Raw genomic sequence first — 23510 nt, forward strand, 5'->3', positions numbered from 1 at the left:
GGGCATGCACTCCCGTGGACGGAACCGCGCGTCGGGGCCGATGGGCAGGGGACGCGCTCGATGTCCGCGGAATAGCAAGCGGCGATGACGTGGCGGGGACGGTTCGGTGACCGTTGCATTACCGGAAGGACGCTTTCGTCATATGACCGAACCGCGCCAATCCGATCAGCGCGGCCTCTCGCCGCCGGTCTGGCCGCGGATGTCCTGGGCGCGCAGCCAGCCCGGCGAGCCGGCGGGCAGCAGCTTTTCCGCCCGTTCGGCCTGCGCCTTGGCCATCGGCATGTCGCCTCTCGCCAGGGCCTCCTCGGCGGTGGCGTAGGCGACCATGCCGTCGTTCTTCTTCATGCTCCAGGCCTGGGCGGTCAGCCGCCACAGGAAGGCGGACTGGGCCTTGCCCTTCGCCGCGATCTGCAGGTTCTTCAGCGCCTCGTCGGCCAGCCGCGGGTCGCGCTGCTCCAGCAGGGCATGGGCCAGGGAGACGCGGATCGTTCCGGCTTCGGAACCGGCAAGCTCGATGGCCTTGCGGTAAGGGGCGACCGCATCCGGGGCGCGGCCGGTTTGCAGCATCAGGTCGCCCTTCATCTCGTGCAGGTAGGGATTCCTCGGCTCGTCCGCGATCAGGCCGTCGACCAGCGGGGTGGCCTGCTTGACGTCGCCCTGGCGGAAATAGGCATAGGCGCGGCCATAGCGGGCGGCCGGCGACGGGTCGTTCGCCTTGTAGCGCTGCAGCGCGCCGCGCGGATCGAGATAGCCGTACAGCTTGGCCTGGATCCGCCGCAGGTCGGCCTCCGTCGCCGCCGGCAGCCGGGCGTCGGCATGGCGGGACCGCGCGACGAAGGCCCTCACCGCTTCGATGCGCTCGCGCGTCAGCGGGTGGGTCAGGCGGTAGCCGGCGTCGCGGTCGTTCATCAGCGGCTCGCCGACGCCCAGCTTTTCCAGGAAGGTCTCCATCCCCTTGGCGGAGATGCCCGACTGTTCCAGGAAGGACAGGCCGGCCTGATCGGCCGACGCCTCCTGCGTGCGGGAGAAGGACAGGAAGTTCCGCTCCGCCAGATGCTGGCCCAGCATGACGCCCGCCGCGCCGGCCCCGGCATTGCCCGAGGCAAGACCGCCGATCACGCCCAGGCCCATGCCGAGCAGCGAGGACAGGAAGGCATTGTCCATCGCCTCCGTCCCGCGCACCAGATGTCCGCCGGAGATGTGGCCGGTCTCGTGCGCGATGACGCCCAGCAGCTGGTCGGCGTCGTCCACCGTCAGCAGCAGCCCGGTGTGCAGGAAGATGTTCTGTCCGCCGGCGACGAAGGCATTCACAGACGGATCGTTGACCAGAAGGATCTGCACCGAGTCGGGGTCGATGCCGGCCGCCTGGAAGATTGGCCGGGCCATCTTGCGGATGATATGGTCCGTCTCGGCGTCGCCCAGGATCTGCATGTCCGAGCGGCGCTGCGCGCTCGCCGGTGGCGCTCCCCACACCAGCGACATCAGACACATGGACATGATGGCGACGACCGAAACCAGCCTGCTGGGCTTGCGCACCGTGACGACCTCCGGCTTTGAACAGCGGACCCCCGCGCGGAACCGGCGGAACTCCGGGCCGCGACACACTCGCTTGCGAATCTGGCGACGGTTGGGCGCGGTTGCCATAGCTGCATCACTGCTGGCCGGCTGCGTCAACACGAAGTTCAAGACCGACGCGACGGTCCAGAGCTTCGTCGTCGCCGATGAACCCTATGCCGCCGGCATCGGCCGGGACATCATCGCCCAGGGCGGCAAGGCCGGCGACGCGGTGGCGGCGATGGCGCTGGCGATGACCGCCAGCCTGCCGTCGCGCGTCGGGCTGACCGGCGGCGGCGTCTGCGTGCTGTTCGACGCCGCATCCAAGAAGGCCCGCACCATCGACTTCCTGCCGCGCCCGGTCGGGGCTGGCGGAGTCGCCATACCGGCGATGACGCGCGGCCTGTATGCGGTCCAGGCCTCGGCCGGCGTGCTGCGGTGGGAGCAGGTGGTCGCCCCGGCGGAGCAACTGGCCCAGTTCTCGCCCGGCCTCAGCCGTGCGCTGGTGCAGGATCTCGGCGCGTTCGGCGGGCGTCTTGCCGCCGATTCCGATGCGCGCCGCCGCCTGCTGGGCGCCGGCACCCCGGCGGTCGGCACGGTCGCCGCCCAGCCGGAACTGGCCGCGACCCTGTCGGTGCTGCGCCGCCAGGGCGTGGGCGCCTTCTATGCCGGGCCGCTCGCCGCGACGGTCGCCCAGGGCTTGGGGCTGGACCCGGCGCAGCTGCGCGCCTACCAGCCGCGCGTCGGCGCCACGCTGACCGTGCCCTTCGACATCAGCGACCTGCATGTTCCCGACACGACCGAGCCGGAGTCGGGGGCTGCCCTGATCCAAGCCTGGAAAGCGGTGGCCGCCCTGCCGCCGGCCGAGCGCGCGACCCGTGCCACCCAGCTGCTGGGCGCCACCGGTGCCGGCGCCACTGCGGCCGGCGCCGGGGTGATGGTGATCGATCCGGACGAGAATGGCGCTGCCTGCGCATTCACCCAAGGCGCGCCCTTCGGCACCGGGCGCGGCATTCCCGGCACCGGCATGCTGGTGGCCCAAGGTGTGGACCGTGGCGGCTTCGGCGCGCCGGCGCTGATCGCCAACTCGATCATCGGCCGTACCCTGTTCGCCGGGGTCGGCACCGCCGGGGGCAGCGACGGCCCCGCCGCCGGCCCGGCCGCCCTGCTGTCGGTGGCATTGCCGTCGGGCCTGGAGGACAATTCGACCGCGCCGCAGATCCAAGCCGCGCGGCCGCAATCCATCCCCGGACGGGTCAGCTTCATCGGCTGCCGGGTTTCAACGGAGGACGGGATCCGCTATTGCCAGACGGCGACCGACCCGCGCGCCGGCAGCCTAGCGCTGACGGTCGAAAGCGAACGCAAGCGGGACTGAACCGCGAAAAAGCGGCCTGCCCAAAAGAGAGTTAGAGACGGACGATCATGAGCAAGCAGCCCAAGGTTTCCAAGCGGGGCGCCATTCCGCCCTTCTTCGTGATGGAAGTGATGCGCGCCGCGGCGGAGCGCGAGGCCGCCGGGCTTGAGGTCCTGCATATGGAGGTGGGGCAGCCTTCCACCGGTGCGCCGAAGGGCGTGGTGCAGGCGGCTGCCAGCGCCGTCGTGGGAAGCGACCCGCTGGGCTATACCGGGGCGCTGGGCATCCCGCCGCTGCGCGCGGCCATCGCCAACTGGTACAAGGACCGTTACGGCGTCGATGTGCCGGAGCGGCGGGTGGTCGTCACCACCGGGTCGTCGGGCGCCTTCCAGCTGGGCTTCCTCGCCGCCTTCGATCCGGGCGACCGGGTTGCTATGGCGTCGCCCAGCTATCCTGCCTACCGCCACACCCTGACCGCGGCCGGCGTGGTCCCGGTGGAACTGCCGACCGGGCCGGAGCACCGCTTCCAGCCGACCATCGAACTGCTGGAGGCGCTGGAGGAGCCGGTGCAGGGCCTGATCGTCGCCAGCCCGGCCAACCCGACCGGCACGATGCTGAGCCGTGAGGAACTGACCGCGCTGTCCGACTGGTGCCGCGCCAACGGCGTGCGCATGGTGTCGGACGAGATCTACCACGGCCTGACCTATGGCACCGACGCCGTCACCGCGGCCGAGGTGAACGATCAGGCGCTGGTGGTCAACAGCTTCTCCAAATATTTCTCGATGACCGGCTGGCGGCTGGGCTGGATGATCGTGCCGGACGATCTGCTGCGGTCGGTCGAATGTCTGGCGCAGAACCTGTTCATTTCGGCGCCCACGCTGAGCCAGGTGTCGGCGGTCGCGGCCTTCGACTGCACGGCGGAACTGGACGGCCACGTCGCCCGCTACGCCCGCAACCGCGCGGTTCTGCTGCAGGAACTGCCGAAGGCGGGCTTCACCAGGATGGCCCCGGCCGACGGCGCTTTCTACATCTATGCCGACGTGTCGGACATGACCGACGACAGCGAGGCGCTGGCGAAGCAGATCCTGGAGGAGACGGGCATCGCCTGCACTCCGGGCATCGATTTCGACACCGCCCGCGGCCGGCGTTTCCTGCGCTTCAGCTTCGCCGGGTCGGAGGAGACCATCGCCGAGGCGGCGCGGCGGCTGATCGCCTGGCGGGCGGGGAAGTAGGGTGCGGAGTTAGACCCCCACCTAACCTCCCCCGCTCTCAGCGGACCTACGGTCCGCCTGCCGCGTCAGCACAAAGCACAGCTTTGTGCGAGAGCTGGGCGGGGGAGGGACTGCCGTTGCTTTCCCGAACAGGCACTTATCCCCTCCCCCGCCCAGCGGGGGAGGGTTAGGGTGGGGGGCTCACTCGGCCGCTCCACACCCCCTCAGAACAGATGCTGCCCGCCGGTGATGAAGGTCTCCGTTCCCGTCACATAGGCCGAATCCGGGCCGCAGAGGTAGAAGATGACGGCGGCGACGTCTTCCGGCGTTCCCATGCGCTTCAGCGGGATGCGCGGGATCAGCACGTCGTATTCCGGACCGGTCATCGCCGTTTCGATCTCGCCGGGGGCGACGGCGTTGACGCGGACGCCGATCTCCGCGAACTCCACCGCCATCTCGCGGGTCAGGCCGGACAGCGCCGCCTTGGAGGTGGAATAGGCGGAGCCGGCGAAGGGGTGCACCGAATGGCCGGCGATGGAGGTGACGTTGACGATCGCCCCCTTGCCCTTCGACAACGGAGCGGCGAAGCCGCGGGCCAGAACCAGCGCTGCGAAGAAGTTCAGCTCGAACACCCGGTGCCAGCCCTCGATCGAGCCGTTCAGGCAGCCCAGCCTCTCCTTGATCGGCGTCTTGGGCGAGATGCCGGCGTTGTTGATCAGGGCATGCAGGGGGGCGCCGTCCAGCGCCTTGTTCGCCTCCTCCACGAAGGCGGCGCGGCTGGCGGGGTCGGACAGGTCGGCCGGGATGTGGTGGGTCCAGTTGGGATCGCGCCGGCAATGCTCCGGCACGTCCTCCCGCGAGCAGGAGATCACGCGCCAGCCTTCATTGCTGAACCGGGTGACGGTGGCGTGTCCGATACCCCGGCTGGCGCCGGTGAGAATGACGGTCTTGCGGTGCGGCATGGCGGCGGTGCGCTTCACGAATGATTGCGGTCGGGCGGGGAAAGCGGACGCCCTGGGAACGGCCTCGGGGGTTTACGGATGCCGGCTCGGAAAGCCTCCATCCGCCGTCTGTCCACCGCCGGTGCCGATCCTACCCGCCGACGCTCCGGCTGTCATCCGCCGCGCATCTTCGGCGCGGCCGAACGACGCAATCGGTGGCGTTCGCCATTGACCTTGGGTCCGGCAGTTCCAACCTTGGCGCAATCCCTGCGCCGACGGAGCCGACCCTTGCCGCGCCAGATCGTCCGTAAATTTCCCCGCCTTGTTCCGCTGGTCTTCGCGGCGCTGTCCTTTGTCGCCGCATCCGGCGTCCGGGCGGAGGATGCCGCGCGCATCGGCTGCGTGCCGCCGGGGGTGTGGGCGGACGGCACCGGGACGGCGGTGGAGCCGGTGCCGCTGCTGCGCCGGCTCGCCGAAGCGCCGGTGGTCCTGCTGGGGGAGCAGCATGACAAGGCCGATCATCACCGCTGGCAACTCCACACGCTCGCCGCCCTGCATGCACTGACCCCCGACCTTGCCGTCGGGATGGAGATGTTGCCGCGTCGGCTGCAGCCGGTGCTCGACCGCTGGGTGGCGGGGGAACTGACGGAAAGCGAGTTCCTGAGGGAAACGGACTGGCGCACGGTCTGGGGCTTCGATCCGGCCTTCTACCTGCCGATCCTGCAATTCGCCCGCCTGCACCGTCTGCCGGTGGTGGCGCTGAATGTGGAACGCCCGCTGATCAGCCGCACCGCCCGCAACGGCTGGGCCGCCATTCCGGAGGGGGAGCGCGAGGGCGTCGGCACCCCTGCCGCCCCAACGGAGACCTACCGCAGCCGCCTGACCGAAACGCTGGCGGCGCATGATCGCTCGGAGTCGCAGGCCGCTGCCCCCACCGATGCGGCCAAGCGCTTCATCGAGGCGCAAAGCGTCTGGGACCGTGCGATGGCCGAGAAGATCGCGGAGACCCGCCGCACCACCGGCCGCGCCGTCGTCGGCATCCTGGGGCAGGGCCATATCCTCTACCGCGACGGCGTCCCGCACCAGTTGGCCGATCTCGGCATCGCCGATGCCGCCGTGCTGCTGCCCTGGGATGCCGACCGCGACTGCGACGAGTTGGACGGGCGCATCGCCGATGCGGTCTTCGGGCTGGGGCCGGCCCGCGAGGATGCCGAACCGCAGCGGCTGCGGCTGGGCGTGCAACTCGACCCCGGTCCGGACGGCATCACGGTGCGGGCGGTCAGCGACGGCAGCGTCGCCGCCTTGGCCGGCCTGCGCAGCGGCGACCGCATCCTGAACGCCGCCGGCAACCCGGTGCGGGCGCCCGCCGATCTGGTCGCCGTCATCCGCCGTCAGGCGCCCGGCACCTGGCTGCCGCTGACCATCCGGCGCGACGGCGCGGAGCAGGAACTGGTGGCGAAATTCCCGACGGAGCGGCGGTAGGGCCTGCCGCTACAGCATCCGTTCCCAGCGGGCGAGCGCGTCCGGGGTGGGGTTGACCGCGGGGGCGCAATCGCTGCGGCCGAGACGGTCACGGTGCTCGCGCAGAGCCCAGATCACCGTGGGGAAGGCGAGCTCGCCCCAGGGGATCTCCTCCCAGGCGAACAGGCCGACCTCCAGGCTTTCCGGGCCGGGCTCCACGTCCGGCGACAGCAGGCGGGCGCGGAAGATCATCTGCACCTGGCTAATGCGCGGGATGTCGTAAATCGCCAGCAGATGGTCGATGTCGATGCGGGCGCGCGCCTCTTCCCAGGCTTCGCGGGCGGCGCCCTCGCGGGTGCTCTCGCGCTCTTCCATGAAGCCGGCGGGCAGGGTCCAGAAGCCCTTGCGCGGCTCGATGGCGCGGCGGCACAGCAGGATGCGGCCGTCCTCCCAGGTCGCCACCGCCCCGACGACGATCAGCGGATTCTGGTAGGCGATGTAGCCGCAGTCGGGGCACATCAGCCGCTCGCGGTCCTCGCCGGGGGGTATGGCGCGGACGCGGGGGCCGCCGCAGCCGGGGCCGCAATCGGGGGAATTCGTGTCGGGAGTCTTGTCGTTCGGCATGGCTTCCGATATGGCGCCGCGGCCTTGGTTGGGCAAGCGGGGAAAGCGGCGGCTGGGCTTTGCTGCGGCACCCCGTCCGTTCGCGCCCTGTTCCAATTCGCGTTTCGTTCCGATAGGCTGTGCCCGTTTCAGGTGTGGGGCAGGGTGGGGGAGCAGGTGTGACGCAGTTCGTGGTGAACGGTTTGGTGGTGGACGGCCTGTCGCTGGTGATCGGGCTGGCGGCCGGCCTGCTGCTGGGCACCGCCATCGCCTGGGCGGTGCTGCGCGCCGCTGCCGGCCGGGCGGAGGCCGCGGCCGCCGCCCTGCATGCGGAGTTCGCCACCCGCCTCGACCTCGCCGAGCGGACCGAGGACGACCTGCGCGAGGAGATCGAGGCGCGCGACCACCAGATCGCCCGCCTGCATGGCGAGGTCACCGACGCCCGCGAACGCCATGCCCAGCTGTCGACACGGCTGGACGCCGAACGGACGGCGGCGGCGGAGAAGATGGCCCTGCTGGAGCGCGCCCAGGCGGCGCTGGCCGACAGCTTCAAGGCCCTGTCTGCGGAGGCGCTGCACCAGAACAACCGCAGCTTCCTCGATCTGGCGCGGGAGACGCTGGCGGGGTTTCAGGAGCAGGCGAAAGGCGACCTGGACAAGCGCCAGACCGCCATCGCCGCCATCGTCGATCCGGTGCGCCAGTCGCTGGAGGCGATGGACCGCCAGATTCGCGACCTGGAAAGCAGCCGCGCCGGCGCCTATGAGGGGCTGAAGCAGCAGGTGCTGTCGCTGGTGGAAACCCAGAGCCAGCTGCGGGCGGAGACCGGGAACCTCGTCCGGGCGCTGCGCACCCCGGCGGCGCGCGGGCGCTGGGGCGAAATCCAGCTGCGCCGGGTCTGCGAGATGGCGGGCATGCTCGACCATTGCGACTTCGTGGAGCAGGTGTCGGTCGACAGCGGCCGGCTGCGCCCCGACCTGATCGTCACGCTGCCCGGCGGCAAGACCATCGTGGTCGATGCCAAGACGCCGCTGGAAGGCTATCTGGACGGCGTCCAGGCGGGGGAGGACGGGGCGCGGCGCGACGGCATGGTCCGCCATGCCCGCCACGTGCGCGAGCATATGAAGCAACTGGGCACCAAGGGCTATTGGGACCAGTTCGACGACAGCCCAGAATTCGTCGTGCTGTTCCTGCCCGGCGAGAACTTCTTCTCTGCAGCGTTGGAACAGGACCCCGCGCTGATCGAGGCGGGCATCGACCACCGCGTGATCCTGGCCACGCCGACCACGCTGATCGCGCTGCTGCGCGCCGTCGCCTATGGCTGGCGGCAGGAGCGGCTGGCCGACAACGCCCGCGAGATCAGCGCGCTGGGGGCGGAGCTGTACAAGCGCCTGTCCGACCTGGGCGGCCATATGGAGAAGCTGGGCGGCCAACTGGACAAGGCGGTCGGCTGCTACAACAGCGCGGTCGGCACGCTGGAATCGCGGGTGCTGGTCAGCGCGCGCCGTTTCCGCGACCTGCATGCCGCGCCGGAGGGATCGGAGATGCCGCTGCTGGAACCTCTGGACCACAGCCCGCGCCGCCTGCAGGCGATGGAACTGCGCGTGCCGCCGGTGGAATCTTCCGCCGCCGACTGACGGCGGCCCGTTGCTGCGACATTCCGTCCTGTCCGCAACGGCGCTCACCGGCACGTCTTCACCGCTGCGGTGCACCGTCGGCCGTGCTATCCATGCGGCCTCACAGGCTTCGACACCATGGAACCCGCCGATGACGGACCAGACCGGAACCGAACAGACCGTCCGCTGCGACCGCTGCAACCATCCCTATCCCGTCGTGACGGAGGGGGGCTGCCCGCGCTGCCGTTCGATTCGACGCAGCAATGCGGTGATCGTGACCCTGCTGGTGATGCTGGTGATCCTCGCCCTGGTCGGCTGGATCGGTACTTTGGTCCTCACCTGATTCCATTGCCGGTACTTTGGTCGGCCATTGCACAGACACTGCACATTCCGTATGCAAAACGCACAACGAAACATCATTTCTATTTGACCTGATAATCGAGCAAGTTTTTTGCTTGTCATGAATAGTTCAATCTGAGAAGCAACCCTCTGCCGTCGTCTTTGCGCAGGGGTCGCATCATGCTGAAGAACCTCAGGATTGCCGCGCTTACCAACCTGTTCGGCGTGGTGGTCACGCTCGGCTTCCTGGCGGTCGTCCTGACGGGTGCGCTGGCGATCCGCGAACTGAAGGTGGGCGGCCCGATCTACCAGCGCATCGTGCTGGGCAAGGATCTGATCGCCGATATCCTGCCGCCGCCGGAATATGTGATCGAGGCCTATCTGGAAGCCACGCTGGCTATGAACGACCCGGCGTCGGTGGAGCAGCGGCGGGCGCGACTGGCGCAGCTGCGCAAGGATTACGACGACCGGCATGAGTATTGGCTGAAGGAGAGGTTCGAACCGGCGCTGGTCGACCAACTGACCGGGACCTCGCATGCGCCGGTGATGCGGTTCTGGACCGAAATGGAAACGAAGTTCCTGCCGGCCCTGGCCCGCAAGGACGAGGCGGCGGTCCGCGCCTCCTATGCGGTCATCGCCGAGGCCTATGCGGCCCACCGCGCCGTCGTCGACCGGATCGTGGCGGACACCACCCGCTACAACAGCGAGACGGAGGTCTACGCCGCCGGACGTGAAAGCCTGTTCATGAGCGCGGTCTGGGGCGTCTCGGCCCTGGTGCTGGCGGTGGTGGTGCTGGGCGTGCTGGGCATCAGGCGCCGGGTGGTCCGGCCGGTGGGTGAACTGACCGCCGTCATGCGCCGCCTGGCCCAGGGCGACCTCGGCGTCGCCATTCCCAATTCCGGCCGCGGCGACGAGATCGGTGCGATGGCCGGGGCCCTGCGCGTCTTCAAGGAGAATGCCGAGGAGGCCGAGCGTCTGCGCCGCCTGCGCGAAGAAGAGCGGGAACGGTCCGAACGGGAGAAGCAGGCCGCCTTGCTGCGCATGGCCGAGACGGTGGAGACGGAAGCGTCCAATGCCGTCGACGTGGTCGCCAGCCAGACCAGCCAGATGGCCGGCAATGCCACCCGCATGGCCGAATCGGCCCGCGCGGTCAGCGACAACAGCCAGAATGTCGCCGCCGCCGCGACCCAGGCGCTGTCGAACGCCCAGACCGTGGCGGCGGCGTCGGAGCAGCTCAGCGCTTCCATTCGCGAGATCGCCACCCAGATCGGCACCGCCACCGCCATGACCGGCGAAGCGGTCGGCGCCTCGGTCCGGGCGGAGGAGACCATCCAGCGCCTTGCCGAGGCCGTGACCCGCATCGGCGAGGTGACCGACCTGATCAACGACGTCGCCGGCCAGACCAACCTGCTGGCGCTGAACGCCACCATCGAAGCGGCGCGGGCGGGGGAGGCCGGCAAGGGCTTCGCGGTGGTCGCCAGCGAGGTGAAGCAGCTGGCCGGCCAGACGGCGCGGGCGACGGATGAAATCGAAAGCCAGATCGCCGCCATCCAGGCCACCACCGCCGAGGCGGTCAGCGCGGTGCGCGCCATCGCCGACCGGGTGCGCGGGGTGGAGACGGTATCGGCCACCGTCGCCGCCGCCATCGAGGAGCAGGAGGCGGCAACCGGCGAGATCGCCCGCAACGTCGTCCAGACCTCCAACGCGGCGCAGGAGGTGGCGACCCGCATCGCCGCCGTCTCGCAGGAGGCGACGGCCACCGGCGAACGCGCCAGCGAAGTCAACGCCCTGTCGACCCGCGTGGCCTCCAGCATCGACCAGCTGCGCCGCGTCCTGATCGAGGCGATCCGCACCGCCACGCCGGAGGTGAATCGCCGGGCCGCCCCGCGCTATCCGCTGAACCGGCCGGGCCGGCTGACCATCGGCGGGCGCGAGGTGCCGGTGACGGTCGACAACGCCTCCGAAGGCGGTGCGCAGATCAGCGGCCTGCCGCAGGAGTGCTGGGCCGGTCTGGCGGAGGGGACGGCGTTGAGCGTCGCATTGCCGGGTTTGCAGCCGGTGCCCGCCACGGTGCGCGCGATTGACGGCGGTGTTGGTAGCGGTGTTGGCGGCCGTCTGCATGTCACCTTCACCCTGGCCGCCGCCGACCGCGAGCGTTTCGCCGGTCAGTTCGGCCGCATCGTCGCCGGGTTGGTGCCGATGGAACGGGCGGCATGAGCGTCCCTTCGGCCACAGACCGGGCGAAGACGGCAAGATGACAGTGAATTCATGACGTTCGGGTGCCGCGCCGGTCCAGAATGGCGGCAGCTCCACGGCCGCCGGCCCATTCCGAAAGCCCGTTCGCCATGGTCAACACCACCGCCTGTCCCTATTGCGGCTCCGACTACGGGCACGGTCCTGACGACTGTCCGCTCTGCCGTTCCGCCCGGCGCACCGATCTGATCGTGCGCTGTGTCATCGGACTGCTGTTCCTGGCGCCGATCCTGACGCTGGCCGCGACGATCCTGCTGGACAACCGGGCGGTGGCGACGATTCTCTCGATGGATTGACGTGGTCGCGGCGGCCCTGACGTCGCCCTTTACAGGTGCCCCGTCCGCGCCGACTGCTCCAGCGCCTTGATGTGGGAGAGGCCGGGCAGGATCTCCGACTTCACGAACTCCATGCGCCGGTTCGGACCGCCGCCGCCGCGGGCGAAGCGGTGCTTCCACAGGTTCATCTTCACCGCCAAACCGCACAGGACCCCGCCGATGGTGACATGGTGGGACGAGATCAGCTCGCGGATGGCACGGAAGGTGTCGGCGTTGATGTCGCTCCAGAAGTCCTTGGACCGGTTGTCGAAGCTCTCGAACCGGCCGGTGATGGAGGTGGCGATGTCGGTCAGGTCGCGGGCGATCTCATCCAGCATCCGCATCTGCCGCGAATCGCGCTTCACCTCGGCGGAACTGCGGATTTCGCCCATCCAGGTGACGAAGCGCTGCACCTCCGGCACGATCTCGTCCAGGCATTTGCGGAAATAGGCCAGCGACAGGAAGATGTCGCCGTATTCCTCCAGGAACTGCGGGATCTCGTTCAGGCCGATGTCCAGCCGGTCGGCCATCATGCGCAGGTTGCGCAGCGCCTCGTCCCGGTTGGGGTTGGCGAACAGCTGGATGATGTCGGTCACGTCCGCGACCTGAAGCTCCTCCGTGCCGTAGACGTATTCCATCAGCGGCCGGGTGAAGACCCGCATGTAGTTGGTCAGCTCTGCCTTCTTGCGGTCCGACAGGGTCAGCGATTCGACGTTGTTGACGTCGATGTTCAGCCGGCGCAGTTCGATGCGCGAGGAGTAGACGTCGAAGCTGGAGGCGGCGCCGATCTTCTCCAGCTTCACCAGATCGCGCTCGATCTCGTCCTTGTAGGATTCGAAATAGGCGGGCAGATGGCGGGCGGTCACCTGGCCGCTGCCGGCCTGGGCGTCGTGGAACATCTCCACCACCGTCTGCAGCCGGACATTCTTGATCAGCCGGGCATGCTGCAGGCCGGGAGTGTCCAGCGGGATCGACGACAAGGGCAGAATGTGCAGGGAATCGCGGGCCTCGTCATCCCACGCCTTCCGTTTTTCCGTTTCGGCTGCGGTCTTCGTGTCCACTGCCGTATCGCTCGCCCCGCCGTCCAACCGACCGTCCCCCGATGCCTTTTCCGCGTGTAGTGCCGTAACTATGGCAGAGCGCACCTTACAACAGGAGTTAGGGCTGACAAGGATCGAGATGCCGGCCAGCGGCACGACCGGCCGCCGCGCGCCTGGCCCTTGTTGGCCGGCGCGCGGCGGCGGGTGGTCAGTGGACGCTGACCGGTTCCATGTCGTTCTGCACGATGGCGGCGAAAGCCAGCTCGCGGTCGGCGACGACGCTCAGCGGCGTGCCGTCGGCGGCGTGGATCGCGAAGGCGGCAGTGCCCTCCATCTCCACCGGGCGGACATAGGCAACGTCGCCCAGGCCGAAGCTGGCGAAATCCTGGGTCGACAGCTGGCGCAGCTGGCTGTGGGTATCGTTCATCATGATCGTGGTCTCCCGGCGGCTCCCCGTCATGGGCGGCCGCGCGTGCAGGGTGTCGGGAAGGCAGGTGGGAGGGGAATCGGGGCCGGGTCAGTCGTCCTTGCCGTCGGCGGACACGTCGATGGTGCGCGGCATGGCACCGCCGGCGGATTTCTTCGGCTGCTCGATCTTGATGGTGCGGACCTTCGGTTCCGGCATCGGACGGGTCAGGTCGATGTTGAGCAGCCCGTTGTCGAGCGAGCAGCCCACGACCTCTATCCCTTCGGCCAGGACGAAGCTGCGCTGGAACTGCCGGGCGGCGATGCCGCGATGCAGGTAGACGCGCGACTTGTCGTCGGTCTGGCGGCCGCGGATGACGAGCTGGTTGTCCTCGATCTGCACCGACAGGTCTTCGGAGGTGAAGCCGGCCACGGCAAGCGTGATCCGCAGGCCGTCGTCGCCGATCTGCTCGATGTTGTAGGGAGGATAGCCTTCGGCCGAATTCTTGGCGATGCGGTCGAGCGTCCGCTCGAACTGATCGAAGCCGAGAAGCAGCGGGCTGTTGAAGAGCGAAAGGCGAGTCGTCACGACGCATCCTCCTCACGACGGGAGCGAGTTGCGGAAGATGGGCCCGTTTCCGGCGCCCGGCGGATCGGCGGCCCAGCACATGCCGGCGCCGCCACGCCTATAGATTGGGAGAGCCGGGGTCGCGGTCAAGAACCCTGTGAGCCCCAAGCGCCGCCAATGATCTCGGGAGCCTCGCCCAACTCCGCCGCCACCGCGTCGGCGATGGCGAGGCAGGAGGTCAGGCCCGGCGATTCGATGCCGAACAGATTGACCAGCCCCTCCACCCCATGGGTGCCCGGCCCCTGGATCAGGAAATCGGCTTGGCGCTCCCCCGGTCCGCTCAGCTTGGGCCGCACGCCCGAATAGGCCGGCACCAGCGCATGGTCGGGCAGCCCCGGCCAATAGGCGCGCACCGCACCGTAGAAGGAGTCGGCCCGGACCGGATCGACGGCGTAGTCGATGGGCCCCTCTCCATGGCCGGCGATATCGCCCAGCCATTCCACGTCGGGGCCGAAGCGGGCCTGCCCGGCGAGGTCCAGCGTCAGGTGGACGCCCAGCCCACCCTCCACCGGCACCGGATACACCAGCCGCGAGAAGGGCGAGCGGCCGGCGGCCAGCGCATAGTAGTTGCCCTTGGCCAGCACCCGCGGCGGCACATGCGCGGCATCCAGCCCCTCCAGCCCGCGCGCGACCGCCCAGGCGCCCAGCCCGGCGGCGTTCACCAGGGTGGAGCAGGCCAGCCGCATCGGCTCCGCCCCGCCGACCTCCAGCTCGAAACCGTCGGCGGTGCGGTGGGAGCGCAGCAGGGGACTCTGCAGCGCCAGCATCGCACCGGCCTCCTCGGCGTCGCCCAGCAGGGCCAGCATCAGCCCGTGGCTGTCGATGATGCCGGTGGAGGGCGACAGCAGGGCGCCGACGGTGCGCAGGTTCGGTTCCCACCGCATCGCGGTGGCGGCGTCGATCTCCGTCAGGTCGGTGACGCCGTTGGCGGCGGCCTGGGCGCGGATCGCCGCCAGCTTCGGCAATTGGCTGTCCTCAGTCGCGACGATCAGCTTGCCGATGCGGCGATGCTCCACGCCATGGGCGGCGCAGTAGTCATAGAGAGCGTCGCGGCCGGGCACGCACAGCCGGGCGCGCAGGCTGCCTGTCGGATAATAGATGCCGGCATGGATGACTTCGGAGTTGCGGGAACTGGTGCCGGTGCCGATGGCGTCCGCCGCCTCCAGCACGATCACCTCGCGCCCGGCCCGCGCCAGCCGGCGCGCCGCCGCCAGACCGACCACTCCCGCCCCGACGACCACGCACTCCACCCGTTCCATCGCGTCATCCCTGCCTGCCGCTTGCGGTGCGGGGAAGGGGAGCGCAAAGGGCCGGGGGATGCAAGGGGGAGACGGTGGCGCCATAGGCTTGACGCGTCAGGCTTGACTCCGGCACGCCAATGGGTATTGTGCGCGCCTTCACCTCCTGGGAAAGCGGGCGCGCGCAATCTTTGGCGCCCCGTCCGCCGCCTGAAAGGGCGGTCGGAACTACCGGGACAACATCAACTCGTGTCCAACGAGGCGTAAGAGTTATGAGCAAGCGTCAAGAGTCCAAGTACAAGATCGACCGCCGCCTTGGCGTCAACCTCTGGGGCCGTGCCAAGAGCCCGCTGAACAAGCGCGAGTATGGCCCGGGCCAGCATGGCCAGCGCCGCAAGAAGCCGTCGGACTACGGTCTGCAGCTGATGGCCAAGCAGAAGCTGAAGGGCTACTACGGCAACATCGGCGAGAAGCAGTTCCGCCGCATCTATGCCGAGGCCGTCCGCCGCAAGGGCGACACCGGCGAGAACCTGGTCGGCCTGCTGGAGCGTCGTCTGGACGCCGTGGTCTACCGCATGAAGTTCGCGCCGACCCCGTTCGCCGCGCGCCAGCTGATCAACCACGGCCACATCCTGGTCAACGGCCGTCGCCTGAACATCGCGTCGGCCCGCATCAAGGACAACGACACCGTCGAGGTGCGCGCCAAGTCCAAGCAGATGGCGCTGGTCCTGGAAGCCGCCGCTTCCGGCGAGCGTGACATCCCCGATTACCTGGAAGTCGACAGCAGCGCGCTGAAGGGCCGCTTCGTCCGCGCTCCCCTGCTGGCCGACGTCCCGTACCCGGTCCAGATGGAACCGAACCTAGTCATCGAGTTCTACTCGCGCTGATCGGTCGGCTCCCGCCGCACGCGAAAGGCCGCTCCCTCAGGGGGCGGCCTTTTTGCTTCTGGCGGATGCTCTTGGATGCGGCGTTAGATCCCCAACACCACACTCACCTCCGCCGGGACACCAGCAGAGCCGTCAGGTCGTCGTCGATGGGACCGGTGGCGTGGAGATCGCCCAGCAGGCCGTCGAGCAGGCGGGCGCCGTCAGGTTCGTGCAGGCGGCGGGCGAGCAGCGCGGCGAGACCCGGTTCGTCCAGCACATCATGACCGTCCGAGCCGAGCGGAATCTCGATCGCCGCGTCGGAGTACAGGAACAGCCGTGCACCCGGCGGCATCGGCAGCTGCCGGCTGTCGTAGGTGGCGGATGGCAGCAGGCCGAGCGGCAGGCCGCTGCCGTCGCCCAGCCGCGGCGCCTCGTCGCCGGGCAGCCACATCATCGGCGTCGTCGATCCGGCCGAGGCGTAATCGAACACCCCCGCCACCGGGTCGATCAGGCCGGTCAGCATTGTGGCGAACTGGCCGCAGGGAAGCAGGCCGCACAGCCGGCGGTTCATCGCGGCAAGGAATTCGGCAGGGGTCAGCCCCGTGCTGCCGATCTGGCGGCAGATGGCGTCCAGCCTGAAGGTGTTCAGCGCCGCCCCCACGCCATGGCCGGAGAAATCGACCATGTAGACGGCGACCCGGCCGCCCGGCAGCCGGTCGATCCCCCAGAAATCGCCGCCCAGCTCGGACGAGGGCGCGAAATGGGCGTCGATCGCGATCCCGGTCGCCTCCTGCAATTCCGCCAGCCGGTCGGGACCGGGCAGCAGCCGGCTTTGCATGGCGCGGGCGAGCGCCAGTTCGCTCTCCGTCCGGCTGTGATACTGCTCCAGGTCGCGCAGCATGGCGCGTTTGCGAAGCTGGATGCGCACGCGGGCCAGCAGTTCCACCGCGTTGATCGGCTTCGTGACGTAATCGGTCGCCCCGGCGCGGAAGGCGCGGGCACGGTCCTCGACCCGGTTCAGGCTGGACTGCACCAGCACCGGCAGCGATTTCCAGCGCGGATCGGCGCGCAGGAGCCGGCACATCTCGAACCCGTCCATCCGCGGCATCATCAGGTCGAGCAGAACGAGGTCGGGCTTGAAGCGCTCCATCCGGGCCAGCGCGTCCTGCCCATCCTCCGCCTGCTCGACCAGGGTGATGCCGCCGCGCTCCAGCAGGGCCAGCAGGAGATGGCGGTTGATCCGGTTGTCGTCGACGACCAGCACGCGGGCGCCGGCCAACCCGTCCACGGCGTTGCTTCCTCCGGCAAGCGGGCCGGCTGTCATCATGTCCCCGGTATTCATGTACCCGCTATTCACCTGGCCCCCCGCTCGATCCACAGCAGCGTATGGTCGTCGCCGCTGACCTGTCCCAGCGCAAAGCTGAGCGAGCGCACGACGGCCTCGAAGCCGTCGCCTTCCGCCACCGCGCGGGCGATCATCCAGCCGAGCCCGATCCCGGTCCCGCCTGCATCCAGCGCCTCCAGCACCGCGACGGAGTAAAGCGCCAGCACGGCACCCGGCGGCAGCTCCATGACCTCGGCGCGATAGCGGGTGCCGGGAGCAATGCCGATCGCCAGTCCGGTGGCGACGCCGAAATCCGATCCGCCGTCGCCGCGCAGGATCATCGGCGGCGCTCCCTCGGCGGAGGCGTGGGTGAAGCGCCCGAGCTCGCCATCGACCACGCCGTAGGTCATGGTGGCCGTTTCCCCCTGTGCCAGCAGACCGGCGGCGCGATCGTTCAGGGCGCTCAGCAGGGCGGCGGCATTCTCGCCGTGGATGGGCCCCAACTCCTGCAGAAGGGTGTGCAGGCGGAAGGCGTTCAGCGCCGCCGACACGCCCTGGCCTGCGACGTTCAGCAGATAGACGCCGAAGCGCCGGCCCTGCAATGGCAGAAGTCCCCAAAGATCGCCGCCGAGATGGGGCGAGATCACGCTATGGGCGCGCAGCGTGCAGCCGGCCGCGGCGGCGGCGGCGGTGCATTGCGCCGGCGTCGGCAGCAGATGCTCCTGCATCGAGCGGGCGATGGACAGTTCCGCCTCCACCCGTGCGCGGTAGCCTTGCAGCCGGCGGATCAGCACGCGGTCTTCCAGATGGATGCGCACGCGGGCCAGCAGTTCCGTCCGTTCAAGCGGCTTCGCCACGAGATCGGTGGTGCCGGCGGCGAAGGCCTTGTTTCGGTCCTCGCCCGACGACAGGGCGGTCTGCACCAGGATCGGCAGGTCCGCGGTTTCCGGCATGGCGCGTAGGCGGCGGCAGACCTCGTAGCCGTCGATCCCCGGCATCATGATGTCGAGGATCAGCAGGTCGGGAACGCCGGATTCGATCATCGCCAGCGCTTCCATGCCGTTGGTGGCGAAGGAGACCTTGCGGAACCCCGCCTCGGCCAGGAAGGTGCCGATCACGGTGCGGTTGAAGGCGGTGTCGTCCACCACCAGGACCGGGCAATCCAAAATTTGGGAATCGGCGACCTGTGAGTCGGCGACCTGCGAGTCGGGGCTTCGGAGTTCCGGATCCCGGCCTTCGAGGCTTTGCGGACGGCCGTAGCCGGAGATGTCCTGCCCGGTCATGGTCACAGCCGGAACCTCAGGCGGATGCGCCGGCCGCCGTCCTCGATCTCCAGCCCGTCGGCGATGCTGCCGATCAGGTCGAGTCCGCGGCCCGACGCACCGGCCTGCTCCGGCCTGCGCGGGACGAAGCCGGCGCCCTGGTCGGTGATCTCGACCGTCGCCAATGCCCGGCCATTCTCCGACGCGTCTTCCGGCAGGCCCTCCGCTGGTTCAGGCCCAAACCCACGCCCACGCCCAGCCGGGGCGGTTTGCGGCGGGTCGATGCGTACGGCGATGGCGATCCGCCGCGCGGCGAGCACCGGGTCGGCGAGCCCGTCGCCCAGATCGCGGGAGAAGCGCTCCAGCTCCTGGGCGCTCAACTCCTTCATGCCGCTGACGCCGAGATTGCCGTGCACCAGCGCGTTGCTGACCGCCTCATGCAGGGCCAGTTCGATATCGTCGCGGCGGTGCCCGGAAAGCGGGTGGCGGGCGCCGATGGCGGCCAGCAGGCGACCGCCCAGTTGCAGGTCGTGTGCGGTCGCGGTGGTCAGGTTGACATACAGGTCCGTGCCGGACGCCTCCGCCAGCAATGCGGCCACGCCGCGGCCATCCTCGTCGCCGGCCGCCGGCTCGACCCAGGCGGCGACAGGGGGCAGCCACAGCGACTCCTCCTCAGCCGCGCTACCGTCCGACAGAAGCAGCGCCAGCGCTTCGGAACCGGCCGGCCCCTCCGCCGGCCCATCTGCCGGCCGCAGGCCCAGCGCCCGCGCCAGCCGATCGCTGCGGTCGGGCGGCAGCCCCGGCGCGACGAATCCGGCGAAGCGCGTGCGGAGCCCGGTGGCGGCACCGCCGGGAAGGGTGTCCCCGTCGGTCAAGCGGGTCAGTCCTCGATCTGGACGATCTTGGCGATCTGCGCCACGGTCAGCACCCGCTTCACCTGGCCGGTGGCGGCACGCAGCACGAACTGCTTGTCGGCGCGGTCCATCTCCTCCCGCGCGATCAGCAGCATGCCGATGCCGGCGGAGTCGACGAATTCCAGCGAGGACAGGTCGAGCACCTGGCGCCGGGGCTTGTTCTGCCCCATCTCGCCGATCAGGGCGCGCAACTTTGCATGGTCGTTGAAGGTCAGGCGGCCGCGCAGTCGGACCACCGCCTCCTGGTCGCGCACTTCGATGCCGTAATCCATTGTGTCGTCTTTCAGATTAGGTGTCTCACTGTACAAGCGCCGGCTGTTCCGCGCTAGAAAAGTTCAATGTCGCCACCGGAGCCGTTGTCCCCTCCGACATCCAGGTCGAGCACGCCGTTCTCGTCCAGCGCGGTGCCCTCCAGCAGCAGTTTGCGCACGAAACGTTCGCGCATCTCGCTCAGCGTGAAGCGGCCCATCAGCTGGTTCAGCCATTCCTGCGGCTCCCGCGCGCCGATGCCGGGCGGCAGCTGGGCGCGGATGCGGGTCTCCAACTCGCCCAGCCCGGCGCTCATGATGGCGAGGCTGTCGTTGATCGCCTCGATCCGCTGCTTGGTCAGATCCTGGAACTGCATGCCGGTGATGACATGGGCGATGGTGGAGGACATGTCGGTCGACACCGATGCCGCCGTTTCCAGCACCGCCTGGAAATGGGTGGTCTGGGCCACCAGGCTGTCCATCGTCTTGTCGACGCGTTCCTTCGCCAGCATCTGCGGCGACATGTCGGTGTTGGCGATCTGGCGCAGGATGTCGTGTCCGTTGCGCACGCCCTTGACCACCGCGCCGACCTTGCTGCGCATGCGGTCCGCCAGCTCGCCGGTGGAGCGGGAGAGGTGGCGCACCTCCTGCGCGACCACGGCGAAGGTGCGCCCGGCCTCGCCGGCGCGGCTGGCTTCGATGGTGGCGTTCAGCGCCAGGAAGTTGGTCTGGCGGTTGATGCCGTCGATGTCGCCGATCGACTTCTCCAGCTCGGCCACGTCCTTCTGAACGTCGTCCAGCAGATAGACCATGCTCATGGCATGGCGCGACAGGGTGACGATGTTGGTCACCATGTCGGTGATCATGTCCTGCATGCCGACGACCAGCGAATCGAGCGGCATCCGTTCGCCGTCGATGTCCACCGATCCCGCCATGGCGACGATCTGCTCCACCCGCTCCGACTGTTCCAGCGCCTTCTGGGCCAGTTCGCGGAAGCGCTCCGACAGGTCGAGGGTGGAGGTCTCCACATGGTCCGACGTGCGCGTCAGCTCGCTCTGGACGATGTCGAGCGTGCGGCGCTGCACGTCGGCGAAACCGAGCCAGGTCGACAAAAGCTCTGCCGTGACCGAGACCTTGGCCTCGCCGTCCGCAGGGGGCGGTGCCGGGTGGTCCGCCATCGCCGGAGCGGCATCTCGGGCGGCGAACTGGGCGGCATCTCTGGCGGCGGCGGGGATGAACATACTGGTGCTCCTTGGGAACTCGGCCCGGATGCCCGCTCGGGTCAGGCGGTGCGGGGGCGCTCGCCGACGGCGTCGAAGGCGCGCAGCATTTCGGCGGGGATTTGGGTGAGCGGAAGTTCGACCGCGACCGCACCGGCCTCCTTGGCGGCGCGCGGCATTCCATAGACGACGCAGCTCGATTCCTGTTCGCCGATGGTGAAGGCGCCGGCCTCATGCATGGCCTTCATGCCGATGGCGCCGTCGCGGCCCATGCCGGACAGGATCACGCCGACCGCCTTGCCGCCGGCCGCCTTGGCGACGGAGGCGAACAGCACGTCCACCGACGGGCGATGGCCGCTGACCGGGGGCGTGTCCTGGATGTGGCAGACGAAACCGGCGGTGTCGCGGACGACGGCGAGGTGGCGGTCGCCGGGCGCGATCAGCACCAGCCCCTGGGCCGGCCGGTCGCCATGAACGGCCACCCGCACCGTGGGCGCCGACAGCCGGTCGAGCCGGGCGGCGAAGCTGGGCACGTAGCTGGGTCCCATATGCTGGGTGATGAGGATGGGTGGGCAATCGGCCGGCATGGCGGCCAGAAGGTCGCGGATGCGCTCCACCCCGCCGGTCGAGGCGCCGACGGCGATCAGCCGCTTGCCCGATCCGGCGCGGCGCGGCGTCGGCAGGACGCCATGGACGGCAGGCGGCCTGCGCATGGCCAGCCGGGCGGTGGCGGCGACCCGGATCTTCGAGACCAGCTCCATCGCCGTCGCCTCGAACCCCAGCCCGTCGGAGCCGCCGGGCTTGGCGACACAGTCGACCGCCCCCAGTTCCAGCGCGCGGATGGCGGCGTCGGAGCCCTCGCGCGTGAGGGAGGAGACCATGATCACCGGCGTCGGCCGCAGCGTCATGATCTTTTCCAGGAAGGACAGGCCGTCCATCTTCGGCATCTCGACGTCCAGCGTGATGACGTCGGGATTGGTGGCCTTGATCACGTCGCGCGCCTCGAAGGCGTCGCGGGCGACGCCGGCGACCTCCATCCCCGGCTCGCGGGTCAGGATGTCCTTCAGCATCTCGCGCATCAGGGCGCTGTCGTCGACGATGACGACGCGGATCGGTCTGGGCATGGGTCAGTTCCCTCCCGCATCGGCGGGTCCGAACAGCTCCACCTCGCCTTCCACCGGGGTGCGGGCGAGATGGGTGATGAAGGACCGTTCGCGGGTGACGGTGTCGGCCGCCGCCTCCGGCCGCAGCAGGCGGCGCAGGGCGCGGCCGCTGTGCGGAAAGTAATGCAGGCGCCGGGCGGAGCCGCCGCCCAGATCCTGCCCGGCCAGCCTCAGCCCCTCCGCCCGCACATAATCCAGCGCGAAGCGGCTGTTCAGTCCGCCGATGTCGTAGCTCGACTCGATGACGCTGGCGCCGCCGAACAGCTTGACCTGCAGCCGCCTGCGGTCGGCCCCGGCGGCGAGCAGGGCGTTGATCAGCCGCTCCATCGCGACCGAGCCGTAGCGCGCGGCGGCGCCGGCCCCCTCCAGTTCGCTGGCCGGCAGGTCGGGCAGCATGAAATGGTTCATGCCGCCGATCCCCCGCACCGGATCGTGGATGCAGGCAGCCACGCAGGAGCCCAGCGTGGTCGCGATCATCAGGTCGCCCCGGTCGCTGATCGCCTGCTGGCCCAGCGCGATCTTGACCGTCTCCGTCTTGAACTCGTGGTTGAAATAGCGGCCGCTGCCCAGCCGCCGCGCCGGTGCCGCCGGGCTGGGGCCCGCATGGGGGAGGGTGGAGGCGTTCATCGCTCACTCCCTCCGGTAAATCGTTGGGCCGGCCTGTCGGAACAGGTTCGACACGCCATACAGGCTCTCCGAGTGGCCGAGGAACAGATACCCGCCGGGGCGGAGCATCCGGCCGAAGTTTTCTATCACCTGCGTGCGACCGCGACGGTCGAAATAAATCAGGACGTTGCGGCAAAAGATCGCGTCGAACGGGCCGGACATCGGCCAATGTTCCAGCAGGTTCAGAGGCTTGACGGTTACGAGACGCTTGAGATCCTCGCCCATCTCCACCGCCGGCTCGCCGTTCAGCCGGGTGTCGTGGGTGAAGCGCTGGCGGATGGCGGGCGGAATGCCGGTGGCGCCCGACAGCGGATAGACGCCGCGCCTTGCCGTGTCGACCATGTGGGTGTCGATGTCGGTGGCAAGGATGCGGGCGTCCCAGCGGCGCAGGTCCGCGCCCATGGTCGAGACCAGCACCATCGCCATGGTGTAGGGCTCCGGACCCGAGGAACAGCCGGCCGACCACAGCCGGAGCCGCGGGCGGGAGGCTCCCGCATTGCGCATCCGCGCCTCCGGCAGGACGGTGGAGGCGAGGAAGTCGAAGTGATGCGATTCGCGGTAGAAGCTGGTCAGGTTGGTGGTCAGCGCATTGACGAGGAAGCCGATTTCATCCGCCCCGCCGTCGCCCTGCAGCAGGGCGCAATAGGCGTCGAAATCGGGCAGCCGAAGTTCGCGCAGGCGGCGCGCCAGCCGGGCATAAACCATCTCCGCCTTGTGCGGAGCAAGCGCGATGCCGGCCAGCTGATAGAGCAGTCCGGCGATCAGGTCGAAGTGATGCCGTTCAAAATGGAACTCGCGCGCGCCGCCGAACACCGCGGCCGGCACCCGGCGCGCCGCCGGAGATTCGATCGACAGGGCGGAGGAACGGTCGGTCATCGCGGCACCGGCGGCAT

23 protein-coding genes are annotated in these 23510 nt (G+C 69.3%); 8 read left to right on the forward strand and 15 right to left on the reverse strand.

The genetic code is table 11. The annotated features are described in order from the left end of the window. Positions 1–165 precede the first annotated feature (165 nt). Complete coding sequence (locus J2Y49_RS02995) at positions 166–1536, reverse strand: M48 family metalloprotease (RefSeq protein WP_310112134.1); 1371 nt, start codon at positions 1534–1536, stop codon at positions 166–168. Positions 1537–1609: 73 nt separating this feature from the next. On the opposite strand from J2Y49_RS02995, the gene J2Y49_RS03000 reads away from it, so the two are divergent. Continuing rightward, positions 1610–2929: a gamma-glutamyltransferase gene (locus tag J2Y49_RS03000; RefSeq protein WP_310112136.1), complete on the forward strand. Its 1320-nt coding sequence runs from the start codon at positions 1610–1612 to the stop codon at positions 2927–2929. Between the two features lie 47 nt (positions 2930–2976). Next, on the forward strand, positions 2977–4140 hold the full coding sequence (locus tag J2Y49_RS03005) for an aminotransferase class I/II-fold pyridoxal phosphate-dependent enzyme (protein ID WP_310112140.1): 1164 nt from the start codon (positions 2977–2979) through the stop codon (positions 4138–4140). 203 nt (positions 4141–4343) lie between these two features. On the opposite strand, the gene J2Y49_RS03010 is transcribed toward J2Y49_RS03005, so the two are convergent. Next, on the reverse strand, positions 4344–5081 hold the full coding sequence (locus tag J2Y49_RS03010; protein ID WP_149222464.1) for an SDR family NAD(P)-dependent oxidoreductase: 738 nt from the start codon (positions 5079–5081) through the stop codon (positions 4344–4346). A 267-nt stretch (positions 5082–5348) separates the two neighbouring features. Between J2Y49_RS03010 and J2Y49_RS03015 the strand changes: the two genes are divergently transcribed. Next, a complete protein-coding gene (locus J2Y49_RS03015) occupies positions 5349–6542 on the forward strand; it encodes a ChaN family lipoprotein (protein ID WP_310112142.1) in 1194 nt (397 codons plus the stop codon). A 9-nt stretch (positions 6543–6551) separates the two neighbouring features. Here the strand turns inward: J2Y49_RS03015 and J2Y49_RS03020 are convergent, their stop codons facing one another. Further along, a complete protein-coding gene (locus J2Y49_RS03020; RefSeq protein WP_310112146.1) occupies positions 6552–7145 on the reverse strand; it encodes an NUDIX hydrolase in 594 nt (197 codons plus the stop codon). A 158-nt stretch (positions 7146–7303) separates the two neighbouring features. Between J2Y49_RS03020 and rmuC the strand changes: the two genes are divergently transcribed. From rmuC to J2Y49_RS03040, 4 genes are all read left to right on the forward strand, one after another. Continuing rightward, positions 7304–8758 carry a DNA recombination protein RmuC gene (rmuC, locus tag J2Y49_RS03025; RefSeq protein ID WP_310112149.1) on the forward strand — a complete coding sequence of 485 codons (1455 nt, stop codon included), beginning with the start codon at positions 7304–7306 and terminating at the stop codon, positions 8756–8758. 130 nt (positions 8759–8888) lie between these two features. Continuing rightward, positions 8889–9080, forward strand: a complete 192-nt coding sequence (locus J2Y49_RS03030; protein WP_310112152.1) for a hypothetical protein — start codon at positions 8889–8891, stop codon at positions 9078–9080. A gap of 176 nt (positions 9081–9256) precedes the next feature. Next, positions 9257–11293, forward strand: a complete 2037-nt coding sequence (locus J2Y49_RS03035; protein WP_310112155.1) for a methyl-accepting chemotaxis protein — start codon at positions 9257–9259, stop codon at positions 11291–11293. An 80-nt stretch (positions 11294–11373) separates the two neighbouring features. Further along, positions 11374–11625, forward strand: coding sequence for a hypothetical protein (locus J2Y49_RS03040; RefSeq protein ID WP_310112158.1), 252 nt, complete (start codon positions 11374–11376; stop codon positions 11623–11625). A 29-nt stretch (positions 11626–11654) separates the two neighbouring features. Here J2Y49_RS03040 and J2Y49_RS03045 read toward each other — a convergent pair whose 3' ends face one another. The 4 genes from J2Y49_RS03045 to J2Y49_RS03060 form a co-directional block, all read right to left on the reverse strand. Beyond that, positions 11655–12704, reverse strand: coding sequence for a hypothetical protein (locus J2Y49_RS03045; protein WP_310112161.1), 1050 nt, complete (start codon positions 12702–12704; stop codon positions 11655–11657). A 187-nt stretch (positions 12705–12891) separates the two neighbouring features. Then, a complete protein-coding gene (locus J2Y49_RS03050; protein ID WP_310112163.1) occupies positions 12892–13113 on the reverse strand; it encodes a DUF1150 family protein in 222 nt (73 codons plus the stop codon). Positions 13114–13200: 87 nt separating this feature from the next. Next, positions 13201–13677 carry an Hsp20 family protein gene (locus tag J2Y49_RS03055; protein ID WP_149222273.1) on the reverse strand — a complete coding sequence of 159 codons (477 nt, stop codon included), beginning with the start codon at positions 13675–13677 and terminating at the stop codon, positions 13201–13203. A 125-nt stretch (positions 13678–13802) separates the two neighbouring features. Further along, positions 13803–14975 (reverse strand): NAD(P)/FAD-dependent oxidoreductase, encoded by a 1173-nt coding sequence (locus tag J2Y49_RS03060; protein ID WP_310112168.1) that lies wholly within the window; start codon positions 14973–14975, stop codon positions 13803–13805. Positions 14976–15226: 251 nt separating this feature from the next. Between J2Y49_RS03060 and rpsD the strand changes: the two genes are divergently transcribed. Continuing rightward, positions 15227–15841: a 30S ribosomal protein S4 gene (gene rpsD, locus J2Y49_RS03065; RefSeq protein ID WP_310112170.1), complete on the forward strand. Its 615-nt coding sequence runs from the start codon at positions 15227–15229 to the stop codon at positions 15839–15841. A 103-nt stretch (positions 15842–15944) separates the two neighbouring features. On the opposite strand, the gene J2Y49_RS03070 is transcribed toward rpsD, so the two are convergent. Genes J2Y49_RS03070 through J2Y49_RS03105 form a run of 8 tightly spaced genes read right to left on the reverse strand, consistent with a single transcriptional unit; the run spans position 15945 to position 23493 of the window. Next, positions 15945–17147 carry a fused response regulator/phosphatase gene (locus J2Y49_RS03070; protein WP_310112173.1) on the reverse strand — a complete coding sequence of 401 codons (1203 nt, stop codon included), beginning with the start codon at positions 17145–17147 and terminating at the stop codon, positions 15945–15947. A gap of 26 nt (positions 17148–17173) precedes the next feature. Further along, on the reverse strand, positions 17174–18427 hold the full coding sequence (locus J2Y49_RS03075; RefSeq protein WP_310112177.1) for a response regulator: 1254 nt from the start codon (positions 18425–18427) through the stop codon (positions 17174–17176). Positions 18428–18429: 2 nt separating this feature from the next. Continuing rightward, positions 18430–19281, reverse strand: coding sequence for an ATP-binding protein (locus J2Y49_RS03080; RefSeq protein WP_310112180.1), 852 nt, complete (start codon positions 19279–19281; stop codon positions 18430–18432). A 5-nt stretch (positions 19282–19286) separates the two neighbouring features. Continuing rightward, positions 19287–19592 carry an STAS domain-containing protein gene (locus J2Y49_RS03085; RefSeq protein ID WP_310112183.1) on the reverse strand — a complete coding sequence of 102 codons (306 nt, stop codon included), beginning with the start codon at positions 19590–19592 and terminating at the stop codon, positions 19287–19289. A 53-nt stretch (positions 19593–19645) separates the two neighbouring features. Further along, entirely contained in the window at positions 19646–20809 is a 1164-nt protein-coding gene (locus tag J2Y49_RS03090) for a methyl-accepting chemotaxis protein (protein ID WP_310112186.1), read from the reverse strand. 41 nt (positions 20810–20850) lie between these two features. Further along, positions 20851–21912, reverse strand: coding sequence for a chemotaxis response regulator protein-glutamate methylesterase (locus J2Y49_RS03095; RefSeq protein WP_310112189.1), 1062 nt, complete (start codon positions 21910–21912; stop codon positions 20851–20853). A 3-nt stretch (positions 21913–21915) separates the two neighbouring features. Then, entirely contained in the window at positions 21916–22578 is a 663-nt protein-coding gene (locus J2Y49_RS03100; protein WP_310112192.1) for a chemotaxis protein, read from the reverse strand. Between the two features lie 3 nt (positions 22579–22581). After that, on the reverse strand, positions 22582–23493 hold the full coding sequence (locus J2Y49_RS03105; RefSeq protein WP_310112195.1) for a CheR family methyltransferase: 912 nt from the start codon (positions 23491–23493) through the stop codon (positions 22582–22584). Positions 23494–23510 lie beyond the last annotated feature (17 nt).

This window comes from Azospirillum sp. BE72, assembly GCF_031455875.1.
In the GTDB taxonomy this organism is placed as follows: Bacteria; Pseudomonadota; Alphaproteobacteria; order Azospirillales; family Azospirillaceae; genus Azospirillum.